At 46.0% G+C, this 15,990-nt stretch carries 15 protein-coding genes; 7 read left to right on the top strand and 8 right to left on the bottom strand.

Annotation, left to right across the window (positions count from 1 at the left end):
- Window positions 1-40: 40 nt before the first annotated feature.
- Genes WH95_RS10560 through WH95_RS10550 form a run of 3 tightly spaced genes read right to left on the bottom strand, consistent with a single transcriptional unit; the run spans window position 41 to window position 3,302 of the window.
- On the bottom strand, window positions 41-589 hold the full coding sequence (locus tag WH95_RS10560; RefSeq protein WP_046506896.1) for a cupin domain-containing protein: 549 nt from the start codon (window positions 587-589) through the stop codon (window positions 41-43).
- 49 nt (window positions 590-638) lie between these two features.
- Complete coding sequence (locus WH95_RS10555) at window positions 639-1,916, bottom strand: NAD(P)/FAD-dependent oxidoreductase (protein WP_046506679.1); 1,278 nt, start codon at window positions 1,914-1,916, stop codon at window positions 639-641.
- Window positions 1,917-3,302, bottom strand: a complete 1,386-nt coding sequence (locus WH95_RS10550) for a glutamine synthetase family protein (protein WP_046506676.1) — start codon at window positions 3,300-3,302, stop codon at window positions 1,917-1,919.
- Between the two features lie 285 nt (window positions 3,303-3,587).
- Here WH95_RS10550 and WH95_RS10545 point away from each other — a divergent pair, with 285 nt between their 5' ends.
- The 7 genes from WH95_RS10545 to WH95_RS10515 all read left to right on the top strand — a co-directional run bounded on the left by WH95_RS10545 (window position 3,588) and on the right by WH95_RS10515 (window position 11,299).
- Entirely contained in the window at window positions 3,588-4,343 is a 756-nt protein-coding gene (locus WH95_RS10545) for a gamma-glutamyl-gamma-aminobutyrate hydrolase family protein (protein ID WP_052741935.1), read from the top strand.
- 64 nt (window positions 4,344-4,407) lie between these two features.
- A complete protein-coding gene (locus tag WH95_RS10540; protein WP_046506673.1) occupies window positions 4,408-5,754 on the top strand; it encodes a glutamine synthetase family protein in 1,347 nt (448 codons plus the stop codon).
- A 43-nt stretch (window positions 5,755-5,797) separates the two neighbouring features.
- Window positions 5,798-7,171: an aspartate aminotransferase family protein gene (locus tag WH95_RS10535; RefSeq protein WP_046506670.1), complete on the top strand. Its 1,374-nt coding sequence runs from the start codon at window positions 5,798-5,800 to the stop codon at window positions 7,169-7,171.
- 89 nt (window positions 7,172-7,260) lie between these two features.
- Entirely contained in the window at window positions 7,261-8,358 is a 1,098-nt protein-coding gene (locus WH95_RS10530; RefSeq protein ID WP_204247765.1) for a polyamine ABC transporter substrate-binding protein, read from the top strand.
- 69 nt (window positions 8,359-8,427) lie between these two features.
- Entirely contained in the window at window positions 8,428-9,573 is a 1,146-nt protein-coding gene (locus WH95_RS10525; RefSeq protein WP_046506667.1) for an ABC transporter ATP-binding protein, read from the top strand.
- 11 nt (window positions 9,574-9,584) lie between these two features.
- Entirely contained in the window at window positions 9,585-10,487 is a 903-nt protein-coding gene (locus WH95_RS10520) for an ABC transporter permease subunit (protein ID WP_046506662.1), read from the top strand.
- A complete protein-coding gene (locus WH95_RS10515; protein WP_046506660.1) occupies window positions 10,484-11,299 on the top strand; it encodes an ABC transporter permease subunit in 816 nt (271 codons plus the stop codon). Before WH95_RS10520 ends, WH95_RS10515 begins: the two co-directional genes overlap by 4 nt.
- 66 nt (window positions 11,300-11,365) lie before the next feature.
- Here the strand turns inward: WH95_RS10515 and WH95_RS10510 are convergent, their stop codons facing one another.
- Genes WH95_RS10510 through WH95_RS10490 form a run of 5 tightly spaced genes read right to left on the bottom strand, consistent with a single transcriptional unit; the run spans window position 11,366 to window position 15,986 of the window.
- Window positions 11,366-12,352, bottom strand: a complete 987-nt coding sequence (locus tag WH95_RS10510) for an FAD:protein FMN transferase (RefSeq protein ID WP_046506658.1) — start codon at window positions 12,350-12,352, stop codon at window positions 11,366-11,368.
- 17 nt (window positions 12,353-12,369) lie between these two features.
- Entirely contained in the window at window positions 12,370-12,903 is a 534-nt protein-coding gene (locus WH95_RS10505; RefSeq protein ID WP_046506656.1) for a nitrous oxide reductase accessory protein NosL, read from the bottom strand.
- Window positions 12,900-13,730: an ABC transporter permease subunit gene (locus WH95_RS10500; RefSeq protein ID WP_046506654.1), complete on the bottom strand. Its 831-nt coding sequence runs from the start codon at window positions 13,728-13,730 to the stop codon at window positions 12,900-12,902. Before WH95_RS10500 ends, WH95_RS10505 begins: the two co-directional genes overlap by 4 nt.
- A gap of 1 nt (window position 13,731) precedes the next feature.
- Window positions 13,732-14,655, bottom strand: a complete 924-nt coding sequence (locus WH95_RS10495) for an ABC transporter ATP-binding protein (RefSeq protein ID WP_046506652.1) — start codon at window positions 14,653-14,655, stop codon at window positions 13,732-13,734.
- Window positions 14,652-15,986, bottom strand: a complete 1,335-nt coding sequence (locus WH95_RS10490; RefSeq protein WP_082114099.1) for a nitrous oxide reductase family maturation protein NosD — start codon at window positions 15,984-15,986, stop codon at window positions 14,652-14,654. Before WH95_RS10490 ends, WH95_RS10495 begins: the two co-directional genes overlap by 4 nt.
- Window positions 15,987-15,990 lie beyond the last annotated feature (4 nt).

Genomic DNA, 15,990 nt, shown 5'->3' with positions numbered 1-15,990 from the left:
GATCTTGGACCTTGGTGTAAGTTTATTGGGGTGTTTGTTCTTAGAAAGATGGCGGGGTCGCGGCGCTAACAACTTCGCATTCTTCGTCCCCCGGATTGCGAAAGCGGTGTGGGATTTCTGCGTTAAAATAATAGGCTTCCCCTGCGTTGAGAACCTTGACTTCATTGCCGACGGTGATTTCAAGCTGGCCACGGATAATGACGCCAGCTTCTTCACCTTCTTGAACAATCATTTTGTCACCGGTATCACCCTGAGCGGGGTATTTTTCATGCAGAACACGCATCTTTCGATCTTTTTTGGCGGCGCCAACCAAACGGACTGACATGGTGCCATCCGACATTTCGACAAGTTCGTCCTTGGCATAGAAGATTTTTTCTTCCTGTTCTGGTTCCATCGAAAAAAAATCGATCATGGTCACGGGAAATCCAGCCAAAACCTTGGTAAGTGAGTCAATGGAGGGGCTAACCCGATCCTGTTCAATCATTGATATTGCGCTGTTGGTAACACCTGCTCGTCGGGCGAGTTCTCGCTGTGAAAGGCCGTGCATGGCACGTAGGGCTTTTAGGCGTTTTCCAACACTGGCTGACATCTGTTCTGTTTCACCTCGTTCAGTTATGATCTCGTTCAATGGATTTTCTCTACAGCATGTCTCGTAAACGGTAATAAGCCATGGCCAAAACCAGGGCCGGGGTACGTAACAGACGCCCGCCCGGGAATGATTGATGTGGAATGCGGCTGAACACATCAAATCGTTCTTCTGACCCGGCAATGGCTTCGGCAATTAGTTTTCCTGCCAGACCGGTCAGGACCACGCCGTGCCCTGAAAAGCCATGTGCAAAGTAAGTACTTTCGGCCAGTTTGCCAAAATGGGGAAGACGGTTGACGGTGATGGCAACATTTCCACCCCATGCATAATCAATCTTCTTTGGTGCAAGTTGGGGGAAGTATTCAAGCATGGTCTTTTGCATGATTTTACCAATATCTGATGGGTCTTTGCCTGAATAGTTTACCTCGCCACCAAAGAGCATGCGTCGATCACCGGATAATCGGTAATAGTTGAGGACAAAGAGGATATCGGCAACAGCCGCGTTATCCTTGATAAGCTGGCTTGCTTCGTCATCAGCCAAAGGTTCTGTCGCAAGGATATAGGTGCCGACGGGCATGATTTTTTTATCTAGTTTTTTATCGAGACCGTCGAGATAGGCATTGGTACAAAGTGCAACGTGTTTACAGTTGATGGTCGCCTTGTCAGTATGGACTTTGGGGGATCTGCCGTGATCGATTTTGGTGACGCGGCTGTGTTCATAGAGTGCTGCGCCAGATTTCTCGGCGGCATCAGCCAGCCCCAGGGTGTAATTCAGGGGATGTAAGTGCCCCCCATTTGGGTCGTACATACCAGACAAGTATTTGTCGCAGCCAATCTTTTGACGAATTTCGTCTTGATCCAAAAGCTTGCAGTTTTTGTAGCCTGCTGATTCTAAATCTTCGAGATATTCTTCCAGTTCGCCAACGTGTCTTTGTTTGGTGCTAACGTGATAATGGCCAGATGCCAGATCGCAAGAGATATCGTGTTTTTTAATTTGGCTTTTGGCGAGTGACATAGCTTCTTCGCCCATTTTCCAGAGCTTATTAGCGTCATCCTTACCGACCATCTTTTGGATGTCTTGGTAAGATTGGTTATAGCCAATAATCATCTGGCCGCCGCTACGCCCGGATGCGCCCCATGAAATTTTACTGGCCTCAAGCAAGATAACTTTATAGCCGCGTTCGGCAAGGTGGAGTGCTGCTGATGTACCCGTCATACCACCGCCAACGACACAAACATCACAACTGTGTTCCCCGTTAATAGCAGGGCGGTCACGGCTTGGGTTCATACTCGCCGTATAATAGGAATTTGTATAGTCCTGATCGTTCATTTAAACGCTCCTCAGGTACCAATCAAATTCGACAGTGGATATATGGCTGTTGAAACGTTCTCGTTCGGTTTTCCGGCAAATGGTGAACACGTTACAGAATTCTTTGCCCATGTATTTCGGTAAGATTTCTGCTTTTTCAAAAGCATCGATTGCATCGGGCCAGATGTTGGGTAGGGTGGCTTCTTTTTCTTCATAGGCGTTGCCTGTGATCCGGGGTCCGGGATCTATCTTGTTTTCCAGACCGTGGAGCATGCCGGCCAAAACGGCAGACATCACGAGATGAGGACTGGCATCTGCGCCGGCCAACCTATGTTCGATGCGTGTTGCTGCTGGGTGTCCCGCTGGAATGCGCAGGGCAACGGTTCTGTTGTTAATTCCCCAACAAGGGGTATGAGGTGCATAGGATCCCAATTGAAAGCGACGATATGAATTTGCATTCGGGGCAACCAGGGCCATTGATTCAGCCATGGATTCACACAGGCCACCCATCGCCCATTTTATTTCATCGCTCAGGCGTTCTTCGTCATCCGTTCCCTTGCCTTGAAATATGTTCTTTCCATCTTGATCCAGCAAGCTGACGTGAATATGGGTGCCGTTTCCAGATTCTTGTGTATAGGGTTTGGCCATGAAAGTCGCTTCCATGCCATGGCGTTGGGCAACATGTTTAATCAACCGCTTGAGCAACACAGCCTGATCACAGGCCAGAAGCGGGTCATCCACATGGTGCAGGTTGACTTCGTACTGTCCGGGGGCATATTCAGCGACCATGGTATCTGCGGGGATACCTTGTGCTTTTGCTGTCGCGGCAACTTCGTCCAGAAAATCATCAAAATCATAGAGTTCATCAATGCCATAAACAGCTGGTTGCGCATGACGCAATCCCGAGATTGGCGATACTGGTGGCTGGGGATATCCAGCCATCGTTCTATCTTTGTCAATCAGGTAGAATTCCAGTTCGACAGCTGTGACTGGTTTTAATCCCATTTTTGTGAAGCGATCGATGATACCCTTTAGGACGTGGCGAGGGTCTGCAAAGAAGGGAGAGCCATCTTCTTCGTGCATTGTCAACAGAACCTGGGCCAATCCTTTTCTGTGCCACGGTGCTGGTTTGAGGGTTCCGGGCACAACGTGACAAACCCGATCTGCATCGCCATTGGCCCAAACCAGTCCGGCCCCTTCTACATTTGCGCCTGATGTATCAAGGCAAAAGATAGAACCGGGTAAAAGGATGCCGTCTTTATAAACAGACGCCAGCTTATCCCGTGTGATGCGTTTCCCGCGTAAAACACCATTACCGTCAGCGATAAGAAGTTCAATCAGGTCAATTTCAGGATGTGCCTTTAAAAACTCGGCCTGTTCAGAATAATGATCGGGGGTGCTGTTCATTTTATTTGTCGCCTGTTCTAACGCAATTTAGGGGATTATGCGCACCTGAGGCTTATATTTGTCAAGAGATGTCCAATAAAAAGAACTCTTTTCTTCTGGAGTCAGGATTCATTTTGTTTTGTGTTCGTTATATTGATCATCTGTAATTATTTGTAATTAATGGATAATATTTATTTCTCTGAGAGAAAAAATGATAAAGACAAATTTTTTTGTATGCATTTCTAAAAATGATATCTATCATTCTGTTCAGAATAACGATCAGTAGTTGCGTCAAGGTAGATCAAAATGAGTAGTGGTAAGGCCATTGTGGGTGTTTCCACCTGTCGTATGCCGAAGAACGGAAATGAATACGACAGCGTAAGCCGATATTATTCAGAGGCGGTTGCAAATGTTGCCGGGGCAATTCCTTTGGGAATACCGGCTTTAGGGGCGCAGCTGGACGGTGACGCTCTTTTGGATCATCTGGATGGCGTCGTTTTTACAGGCAGCCCATCGAATGTTGAACCCAGACATTATGCCGGAGAACCCAGTGATGAGGGGACATTGCACGATCCGGCAAGGGATGCCACGACCTTGCCATTGATAAAGAAGGTTTTGGAACGCGGTATTCCCATGTTGGCCATTTGCCGTGGGTATCAGGAATTGAATGTCGTTTTTGGCGGTACTCTTTTTCAAAAGGTACAGGACCAGCCCGGGAAAATGGATCACAGGGCTGATATGACCGGCGCCATAGAAGATCGCTTTGCGTTGGCTCATGATATTGAACTGGTATCTGGTGGTATTTTGGCAGGATTGAATAATGGCTCTAGAGTCAAAGTTAATTCAGTCCATGCACAAGGTATTGATAGATTGGGGGAAGGGTTGGTTGTTGAAGCTCATGCCCCAGACGGATTGGTCGAAGCCGTCAGTGTTTCCGGGGCTTCTGCATTTGCACTGGCAGTGCAGTGGCACCCGGAATGGAACGCCAGTGATAATGAGTTCTCTAACAAGATTTTTAAAGCTTTTGGGAATGCTTGCCGGGAACGCGCCGACAGACGGTAATCAAGTGGCGGTAAGTAAAATAACGGCGGTATTAGAAGCTGATACCCTATAAAACAGGTGATTTATGACCTTTGAAGAATTAGAACAGTGGTGTAAAGAACGAAAGATTACCGAAGTCGAGTGTATGATACCCGATATTTCAGGTGTGCCACGCGGCAAGATCTTGCCTACTGAAAAATTCTTGCGTGGAATTGGAAGTAACGGGCATCGTCTTCCCGAGAGTATTTTTACACAAACGATTACAGGTGAGTGGCCAGAGGAAGATACCTGGGTTGATATCGCTGACCATGATGTGATCCTCCAGGTTGATACAAGTACAATACGTCCTGTTCCCTGGTACAAAGAGCCTACGGCACAGGTTATTTGTGATTGTATTTATCCCGATGGAAAACCCGTTGACCTATACGCGCGTCAAATCCTGCGTACTGTCTTGGGGCTTTACGAGAAAAAGGGGTGGGAACCAGTTATTGCGCCCGAGCTTGAATTTTATCTGGTGCAAAAAAATACTGATCCTGATCTGCCTCTGGTACCTCCGATTGGTAAAAATGGTCGACCTGAAACGGCACGTCAATGTTATGGCATTGATGCTGTGAATGAATTTGATCCTGTATTTGAGGACGTGTACGACTATTGCGATGCAATGGGGCTGGATATTGATACCCTCAACCACGAAGCAGGGGCCGCGCAAATTGAAATCAATTTCCTGCATGGTGACCCCTTGTCCCTTGCTGATCAGGTTTTCCTCTTTAAGCGCACGGTCAGGCAAACGGCACTATCCCATGATATATATGCAACCTTTATGGCCAAGCCAATGAAGGATGAACCCGGTAGCTCTATGCATATTCATCATTCCGTCGTCGATGCCAAAACAGGCAAGAATATCTTTAGTGATGAAGACGGCAATGTGACCGAACTATTTGGGAATTTCATCGCAGGGTTACAGCGTTATTCTAGCGCGGCAATGCCTTTCTTTGCACCGAATGTGAATTCCTATCGACGTTTTGGCTATGATGAATCTCCGATAAATATTCATTGGGGCATTGATAATCGTAGTTGCGGGTTCAGGGTTCCCAATTCAGGCCCACAGAGCCGTCGTGTTGAAAACCGTTTGTGCGGTTCAGATGTGAATCCCTATCTGGCGATTGCGGGAAGTTTACTTTGTGGTTATCTGGGCATGGTCGAGGGGCTGAAAGCAGAACCTAAAGTCGAAGATAATGCCTATATCTTGCCACGGGGCGTACCATTGTATCTATCCGATGCTATTACGGCCTTGATGGACTGCAAGCCGATAAAAGACGTGTTGGGTGATCGTTTTGTCGAGGCACACTGCGCAACCAAAGAAGTTGAATATAACAATTACCATCAGGTTATCAGCTCGTGGGAACGCGAGCATCTGTTGCTTAATGTTTAGTGCCCATGATCTTGTATGTGAGATTGGGAGTTAAGAGGGTGTTATGAACCATATAAATAAAAGTACCGAATATTGGCAGGAACTGGATCGGGCGCATCATTTGCACCCCTTTACAGATACCAAGAGCCTGAATGAAAAAGGCACCCGCGTCATTACCAAGGCTGATGGAATTTACCTTTGGGATTCCGACGGTAATCGCGTACTGGACGGGATGGCTGGATTGTGGTGTGTGAATATCGGTTATGGCCGGAAAGAACTGGTTGATGCTGCTCAGCGCCAGATGCTGGAACTGCCTTACTACAATACCTTCTTTCAGACGACCAATGCCCCGGCAACAGAGCTGTCACAGCTTTTGGCGGAAATTACGCCAGAAGGTCTGAACAGAGTATTTTTTGCCAATTCAGGATCAGAAGCGGTTGATACGGTCATTCGCCTTGTCCGTCGCTATTGGCAGGCAGAAGGCCAACCCGACAGAAATGTAATCATTAGCCGCAACAATGCTTATCATGGCAGTACAGTCGCCGGGGCGTCCCTTGGCGGTATGGACCCGATGCACGAGCAAAGCGGTCTTATGATGCCGGGGATCGAGCATATTATGCAGCCCTATTGGTACAAGGATGGTGGCGATCTGTCGCCTGATGAATTCGGGTTAAAGGCGGCCCGGGCATTGGAAGAACGTATTCTAGAGGTTGGGCCGGAAAAGGTTGCTGCATTTATTGGTGAGCCTATTCAAGGGGCCGGAGGCGTAATTGTTCCGCCGGAAAGCTATTGGCCTGAAATTCAGCGGATCTGCGAAAAATACGATATTCTTCTGGTCGCTGACGAAGTGATTTGTGGTTTCGGTCGTACAGGAAACTGGTTCGGCAGTGAAACTTTTGGCATTAAGCCTGATCTTATGTCCATGGCAAAGGGAATGTCGTCTGGTTACTTGCCGATTTCAGCCGTGATGGTCGGGGATCGTGTGGCAGAAAGCCTGATTGAAAAAAGTGGAGAGTTTTACCACGGGTTTACCTATTCCGGGCACCCTGCGGCCTGTGCGGTGGCGATTGAAAATATTCGCCTGATGCGCGATGAAGGTATTGTTGACAGGGTTCGGGATGAAACAGGCCCTTATTTCCAAAAGCGCTTGCGGGAACTAGAGGATCACCCCCTGATTGGTGAAGTTGTCGGATACGGCATGGTTGCCGGTATGGTGATGGTGAAGGACAAAAAGACTCGTGAGCTTTTTGAAAATGGCTCTGAAGTTGGCAACATTTGCCGTGATCACTGTTTTAACAACGGCCTGATTATGCGGGCTTGTGGAGACCGGATGGTTCTTTCGCCGCCATTGGTCATGAAAAAGGCGGAAATTGACGAGTTGTTGGAAAAAGTAAAATATTGTCTTGATTTGACAGCTAAAGATCTTGGAAAGTTATAACTGGGAGTGGATATTGATAACTCATCTGTAAAATGAGGTCGATATCCACATAACTTTACCGGGTACATATATTTAACGGAGGCTACATCGTGAATAAAATTAGAAATAGTTTGCTGACCAGTGTTCTGGCACTAGGTTTTGCAGTAAGTACCCAAGCCAGTGCGGAAGAAGTGGTTAATGTTTTTAACTGGTCCGACTATATAGACGAAGAAATCCTGGCCGAATTTGAAGCCGAAACAGGTATCAAAGTTGTCTATGATGTTTTCGATTCTAATGAAGTGCTGGAAACAAAACTTCTTGCCGGTAGCTCCGGTTACGATGTGGTCGTTCCAACCGGTACTTTTTTGGCGCGTCAAATTCAAGCAGGCGTTTTCCAGAAACTTGATCAGTCTAAATTAACGAATAAAGGCAACCTTTGGGATGTTGTGAGTGAACGGGTTGATAAATACGATCCGGGTAATGCTTACTCTGTGAACTATATGTGGGGTACCACAGGTATCGGCTACAATGTCGATATGATTAAAGAACGACTTGGCATCGAGCGTATTGATAGCTGGGATGTTGTTTTTGACCCTGAAAAGTTGGCTAAACTAAAAGATTGTGGTGTGTATTTATTGGATGCGCCGACAGAATTGATACCAGCGGCTTTGAATTATCTGGGCAAAAACCCGGATAGTCGTGACAAAGATGACTTGCAGGCAGCAGAAGATCTATTATTGTCTATTCGTCCATTTGTACGAAAATTCCATTCTTCTGAATATATATCATCACTTGCTAATGGTGATATCTGTCTGACTGTTGGTTGGTCGGGTGATATTTTGCAGTCACGGGATCGTGCTGCGGATGCAGATAACGGGGTTACCGTTGACTATGCTATCCCGAAAGAAGGCGCTCTGATGTGGTTCGACCAGATGGCCGTACCTGCCGACGCAGCGAACGCTGATAATGCACATAAATTTATCAATTACATTATGCGTGATGACGTGATGGCTAAGGCTTCCAATTACGTTTATTATGCGAATGGTAATCTTGCATCTCAAAAGCTATTGGCAGAAGATGTCATTGGCGATCCGGCTATCTATCCTGACTCAGGAACGATGGAGAGGCTTTACACAATTATGCCTTATGATCCGAAAACACAGCGTGTGATAACTCGCTTGTGGACCAAGGTCAAAAGCGGCAGTTAAATCCAGATAAAAGCATCGTCTCAATTCAGAGGCGATGCTTTTTTGTGTAGAGTATTATTTGAGGGTGCTATGAATATCTCATCAGCCAAGAAACCATCGGCGCGCTTTGCGCCGTGGGATAATCCCGATGAAAAACCATTGGTCCGATTTAAGAATGTGACCAAGCGTTTTGGATCATTTACCGCCATTGATGATATCAGTCTTGATATTTATGAGCGCGAATTCTTTGCCTTACTCGGCCCCTCTGGGTGTGGCAAGACAACAATGATGCGAATGCTGGCCGGGTTTGAGACGCCCAGCGAAGGGATTATTTCTCTTGGTAATGATGATATCGGTAAGGTTCCCCCGTATAAGCGCCCTGTGAATATGATGTTCCAGTCCTATGCGCTTTTCCCGCATATGACGGTTGAGGCCAATATTGCCTTTGGCCTGAAACAGGATAAATGGCCCAAGGACCTTATTGCCGAACGTGTTGAAGAGATGTTGGCGCTGGTTCAGTTACGCAAATTTGCCAGGCGTAAACCGCATCAACTTTCCGGCGGGCAGCGCCAAAGGGTTGCCCTTGCCCGCTCGTTAGCCAAAAAGCCGAAGTTGCTTTTGCTGGATGAACCGCTTGGGGCACTAGATAAAAAGTTACGCGAACAAACCCAGTTTGAGCTGATGGATATTCAGGAAAAGCTGGGCATGACTTTTGTTATTGTGACCCATGATCAGGAAGAAGCTATGACTGTGGCTAGCCGTATTGCGGTTATGGATGATGGTAAAATCATGCAGGTGGCAACACCCGAAGTGATTTATGAATATCCCAATAGTCGTTATGTGGCTGATTTTATTGGCGATGTGAACATTATCGAAGGTCGGCTTGTTAATAAAACAGCAGAGGGGATAAAACTATCCTGGGCCGAGGGTGAGCCGGAAATATCAATTGCCAATAATGTAAACCGATCTGAAAATGAAAATGCCTGTTTAGCTATTCGCCCTGAAAAAGTTCATGTCACACGGGATGAACCTAAAGATGCAGACAATAAAATCAGAGGTCAGATTGATGATATTGCCTATGTCGGTAATCTATCCACATATCATGTAAAGCTTAGCAACGGCACGATTTTCAAAGCTCAGGAATCAAATATACGCCGTTTGGCTAATCGTGAGTTTACTTGGGAAGATCACGTTTGGCTATCCTGGCGAAGTACCGCTGGCGTCCTCTTGGATTAAGGGCGGGAATCATGGATAAAAAATTCGGACGTTTTTTACTTATCGGGATACCTTACTTTTGGTTATTCCTGCTTTTTCTCGTTCCTTTCGGGATTGTGCTTAAGATCTCTCTTTCCGATGTTGCGGTCGCAATTCCGCCTTACACGCCAACCTTTGACCTTGAAAGTGGGTGGGAAGGGATTAAGGCTTTAGTGGGGAGTTTAGATTTAGAGAATTATATCTGGCTTACCGAAGATGATCTTTATTGGTCTAGTTATCTATCCAGTTTAAAAATTGCGTTTGTGTCGACGGTTCTGTCTCTACTGATTGGGTATCCTTTGGCGTATTCTATGGCAAAGGCACCCTCTGAATGGCGACCAACGCTATTAATGCTTATTATTTTACCCTTTTGGACCAGCTTTCTTATCCGGGTTTATGCCTGGATTGGTATTCTGAAGACGGAGGGATTGCTCAATCAGTTTTTGATGTTCATTGGAATCATTGATGACCCATTACAAATACTAAATACGGATACAGCCGTTTATATCGGTATTGTTTATTCATACTTGCCCTTTATGGTGCTTCCGCTTTATTCCACACTTGAAAAGATGGACGGGTCACTTTTAGAAGCGGCACAGGATCTTGGCTGTACGGCGATTTCAGCCTTTTGGAAGGTGACATTACCGCTTTCTATACCAGGTATTATTGCGGGATCATTTCTGGTTTTTATTCCGGCGATTGGGGAATTTGTTATCCCTGATTTGCTTGGGGGATCTGATACCAAAATGATTGGTAAAACCCTTTGGGTTGAATTTTTTAGCAACAGAGATTGGCCCGTTGCCTCGGCTGTCGCTGTAATACTTCTGTTATTGTTGATTGTCCCGATTGTTCTGTTCCAAAAACAGCAAGAGCGTGCACAGGAGGCAGAACAGTGAGTAGTCGATTTACCTGGTTTAATACTACATCCCTGACTTTGGGGTTTGTCTTTCTCTACTTGCCCATTCTTATTCTGGTTTTCTTCAGTTTTAACGAGTCCAGACTTGTAACTGTTTGGGGAGGTTTTTCAACAAAATGGTATGCGGAGCTTTTTAAAGACGAAGCCTTTCTGGATGCGGCGCTGGTAACGCTGCGGGTCGCATTGTTGTCAGCGACGATGGCAACCATCCTTGGCACTTTGGCCGCCGTTGTTATGGTGCGCGCCGGACGTTTTCGCGGGCGAACCCTTTTTTCAGGAATGATTTATGCACCGTTGGTGATGCCAGAGGTCATAACCGGGCTTTCCTTGCTGTTACTTTTTGTGGCCATGGGCATTGATCGCGGTTTCTGGACTATCACGATGGCTCATATCACCTTTTCCATGTGTTATGCTGCTGTTGTGGTTTCTTCACGGATGGTTACCTTTGACAGTTCATTGGAAGAGGCAGCAACAGATCTGGGCTGTACGCCGTTTCAGGCCTTTATCAAGGTTACATTACCTATTATGGCCCCGGCGATTATTTCTGCATGGCTTTTGTCATTTACCCTGTCTCTGGATGATCTGGTGATCGCATCCTTTACATCAGGGCCGGGGGCAACAACCCTGCCAATGAAAATCTATAGTCAGGTAAGACTTGGGGTTACGCCCAAGATTAATGCACTTTCGACCATACTGATTATGATCGTCACGATGGGAGTAATCACAGCATCCATTTTGACAAAACGGGCAGAGGCGCAACGCAAGGAAGATGAGCGGATGGCCGAGGCTTAAGGGATAAAAGCCTCTGAGCTATCTGCCTCAGCTTAATGTAAATGAGACAAGCAGGTTGAATTAATTCTACGTTTGCAGCCTGATTGTCTCGCCATTAACTGTAAGGGCAATGACTTCTATATCGCTTTCCGTTGATATTATGCTGCCCAGTTTCTCTGGCGGTATAAATGACAGTCCGGTTGATAGTGCGTCAGCCGTTGCCGCATTATTAGCAATAACCGTCATTGATTTGTACAGGGGTTTGGTTTCAATACTACTTGCTTGCAACAAGTGTGAGTGACCGTCACGCAAGATTGTTCCTGTCGGGGATGATGTGGCAATTGCCTTTCCCGGTGCCAAATGTATTGAGTTTTCAGGAAGTTGTTGTTCTTGACCATCGATTGAGACGGCCCATTCTCGCCCTGACGGATGGTTGCCCAAGGCTTTGATTTCACCAACATTTACCAGGCTATTTGTCAGGCCATGACCTTGCAATAGCTGGTAAATACGATCCGTAATAAATCCCTGGGCTATGCCATTTAGTGTAATCGCCATACCCCGCTTTTTAAACGAGATCTTGTTCGGCGATACATCAATGTTTTTGTAGTCAATCAGTTCTTTGACTGATTGCATTATCTTGGTTCGGTTGAGGTCGTTCAGGTTCGGCATTTCGCTATGGAGTAGCCAGAGGGGTTGTACAGTAATGTCAAATGCACCTTGGGTGAGGGATGAGACTTCATGTGCCTTTGAGATCACCTGGTAAAGTTCAGGTGATGGGTTCTGGAGTTCCCCCTGAGCATTGAGGCGATTAATCTCCGAAGTTGGTACATATAGGCTAAATATATTTTCTAAACGCTTTATATCCTGCCGTATTTTACGTGCCAGTTCTGCAGATCCATTGTTTTTGGGTAAAAGAATTTCTGCATGACTGCCAAGCGCAATACCCTGCCATCTATGTAGAGCGGCATTTTGCGGATCACCCTGTGCAAAAGATTGCCTTAATGATGTTGAGCTTAAAAGAGAGGCTGTCCCGATAATTTGTAGAAAGCGTCGTCTGGTATTATGTGTGTGCATGACTAAATTACCGTTCTTTATTGGACTGTAGATAAGGCAGGGTTATCCGGAATTTCTACCATTCCCAGTACATAATCGATGGGGATATCATCCAGGGAAACAACTTTTCCACCATAATCAGAAATAAAACTTTCGGCTGCGGCTTGTTCTGCAAAAGGAACAACGGCAGGGGCACCCATACCACCACGACGCTTGCTTTCGATTACCAATGTTGCTTTTTTTATATCAATCCAGGGGCCAGATTCTGGTGATTGCCAGTTTGCTTTGCCCATGTCCGTGACATAAACAGCTGTGATTTCGTTATTTTCATCGGGCAGCTTCATATAGCCAACAGCATCTCTGGTTGCTGCAAACCAGATGGGCACAGATTGCCCCAGAATATGGATCTGTGCTTTGGGTCCGGGATGTCCCGCAGCCGTCATGCCGCAGAAGTAACTTTGATCTTCAGAGGTAAGCGTTGCCGGATCTGGTTTTTTGATATCTTCAGAGCCAAAGCAGCCAGCCAGAAGTAAGCCGCTTGATATAAACAATAATGAAGTGAATTTGTTCATATCTCTCTCCTTGAAAAAAGGTATCCGGAAAGTAATAGCGGAAGGGTAATCCAGCTGATTAATGCGATGATGGCATATTGGACAGGAAGCACTGCTCGTCCGGCAATGGATGACATACCGGAAAGTGATGCTGTGCTATCAAAGCCTGTCAGGTTTAATAACCTAAAGGAATCTGCGGGATTAAAGAGGAGCAAGAAATTAACAAAGTCTGATTTAATATTCTCTCCCTGATCGACCACCAAGGCCCCTAAAACGGCCATGTCGAAAAGCAATACAAACAATAGCCAGACGGCGACGGCCAAGCCCATTGCCGTAGCTCGTTCTTTGACAGATACACTGAGCAGATAGCCTATGGACAGAAAGGCACTGCCCAATAACACGGTAGAAGCAATCAAGCTGCCAAATACAAGCCAGTCATGAAAGCCAGCGCTATTTGTGCTAAAACCAATCAGGAAGCCTGCGGCACCATAACCAAGAAGCGTTGCGATGGACAGAATGAGCGTATGACCGAGGAATTTTCCAAAGATGATCTGCCATCTATTAATCGGATAGGTGAGTAGCAAGAGCATAGAGCCGCGTTCAACTTCGCCGACAATACTGTCATAGGAAAGCATCAGTGATATCAACGGCACAAGAAAAACGGACAGACTGGACAGGCTGACGACGGTTACTTGCATTGTGCTGATATTAGCTCCGCCGACAGGTGCTGTTCCGACAAAAGCCAAGCTAAGGGCAAGGATCGCTAATAAACAGGAAGCAGCAATGATCCATCGGTTTCGGAGTGCATCTTTTAGTTCTTTCAGGGCGATAATCGAGATTGTTTTCATGTCATTGCCCTCTCTGATCACTGAAGACTGCATAGAGCTGGTCAAGGGACGTGTTTTGAAGTTCGATGTCTTCGACAATAGACCCGAGTTCCCCCAGATGGCGAAGCATAGTCATCTTTGAGCTTGGGGCGCATTCAATTTCCAGATATTTACCGTTCATATGGGTTATCGTTGCGTTCTGATTTTGAAGTGGCTGGGCAATTTTTTCGGTCATGCCTTCTTGAACTGTTATCCGAAGGCTAAGGGGCAATCCGGCTTGGCTACGAAGGTCATCCAATGATCCAGAGGCGACAACTCTGCCAGAGTTCATAACGGTTACAGCGTCTGTCTGAGCTTCTAGCTCGGTCAAAACATGAGAGCAGAGCAGGATCGTGACACCGTCTTTTCTTAGATCGCGGATTATATCGTAAAAGTGCTGTCTGGCTGCTGGATCAAGCCCGGATGTCGGCTCGTCAAGCAAAAGCAAACGTGGTTTTCCTAATAGTGCCTGCGCTAGTCCCAAGCGTTGTTTCATACCCTTGGAATAGGTTTTATAGCGTCGATCAAGGGCTGCTGATAAACCAACCATATCCATTAGCTCTAGGCTTCTCGATTTGGTTTCTCTTTTCAGGTTTGCGTAAAATGTAATCAGTTCCTTGCCTGTCATATTGGCATCAAAGGCAACGTTTTCGGGTAAAAAACCAATGGCATTGCGGTAGTGAAAAGAACTTTTATCTTTTGGGTCGTGACCAAGAATAGAGAGTGATCCTGTGGTAGGTTGAATCAAACCCAGGATTAATTTCATCAATGTGGTTTTACCCGCGCCATTATGACCAACCAGAGCCATAAGACAGCCCTCGGGGACCGTGAAGTTAACATCTGTTACGGCTGGGTGGGATGGGTAGTGTTTACTGACATTTTTTAAAATAATGCTATTTTTAATCATGGATTTATCACCATGTCTGGGTTTGTTGTATCAGAACTAGATATATCTGAAATCAATGAAAGACGGTCGATTTGTGGCGGGGTCATCAGGGGGGCGCTATCGAACACACCGCCGGGCTGTAGTGAAGGAAACTGGGATTGTGACCAACGCAGAATTTCCATGGCTGGTGAGTTAATCAGCAGCTTGGCTGCGGGGTAGGCCCAGATGACTTGATCCAGAATATCATTCGGGCGGTAAACGCTATCAGCAATATTATCACCGTTCAGATCAAAAGCGGGGTTATCGCTCCAATAATTACCACGATTGTTCTCGGACCAGTCCAGATGACGAGTGCCAACGTATTTGACTTGATGCTGATTACCGATAAAGGCATTTTCGCTTACGGTATTTTTTTCTGATCCTGCGGTGAAGTGGATACCAATTTGACATCCTTCAAAGTGGTTCCGCACAAAACGGTTTTTGTTAGAGTTATATATGAACACGCATTTGACGCCGCCATTCTCGACCAGATTTCCTTTGAAAAGAGACGAGTTCGCATAGTTAAGCGCAAAGCCGTGTTCTTTATCATTGATCGATTGGTTGTTGGTTATCTTTAGCTTTTTGGAAAACATCAGGGCATAACCGACATCATTCCCGTGGGAAACATTGCCACTGACTTCACTGTTGTTTGTATACATGTAGTGGATGGCAAAACGTGTCTTTTCAAAAACATTGTTTCGGAAAATATTTTTTTTACTGGTTGTGGTAAAGATACCATCCCGGCCAAAACGAATGGTATTGCCTTCGACAATTGATCCGGGAGTATTCCACAGTTGAACGCCATTTCCACGGTCATTGACCTGAAGTACTTGCAAGCCGTCAATACGATTGTTCCTGACGACGGCATTCTTGGGACCCCACAGATAAACCCCGATCAGGTTATTTTGTATAATGTTGTTTTCGACAACTGTGTTATGGGCTGTTTTATTAACAAAAACGCCACTGTTCTGTTTTGAAAGATCCTGTCCGGAGTTGATGATCTTTAAACCTGCTACACCACTATCAGGTGCCAAAATTTCAATGGTGTTGCCGATGCCTCTACCATCAATGACGGCACCTTTCTGACCTTTAAGTGTCAGTGATTTTTCGATCACTATTGGACCAGTGTAGGTACCCTTGTTCAATAACAGAACATCACCATCCTGTGCCTTGGCAAGAGAGTTTGTTAGCGTTTCAGGTGTTACCTGTAAAACGACGGCTTGGCTTTCAAACATCGTCATTAAGACGATGGTGTTTAAAAGGAACGTCAAAACATACTGTTTTATTGTCAGTTTATTGGAAAACCAAGCCATCGAT

The sequence above is a fragment of the Kiloniella litopenaei genome, assembly GCF_000982415.1.
Taxonomy (GTDB): Bacteria; Pseudomonadota; Alphaproteobacteria; order Kiloniellales; family Kiloniellaceae; genus Kiloniella; species Kiloniella litopenaei.
This window is presented reverse-complemented; position numbering and strand designations above follow the sequence as displayed.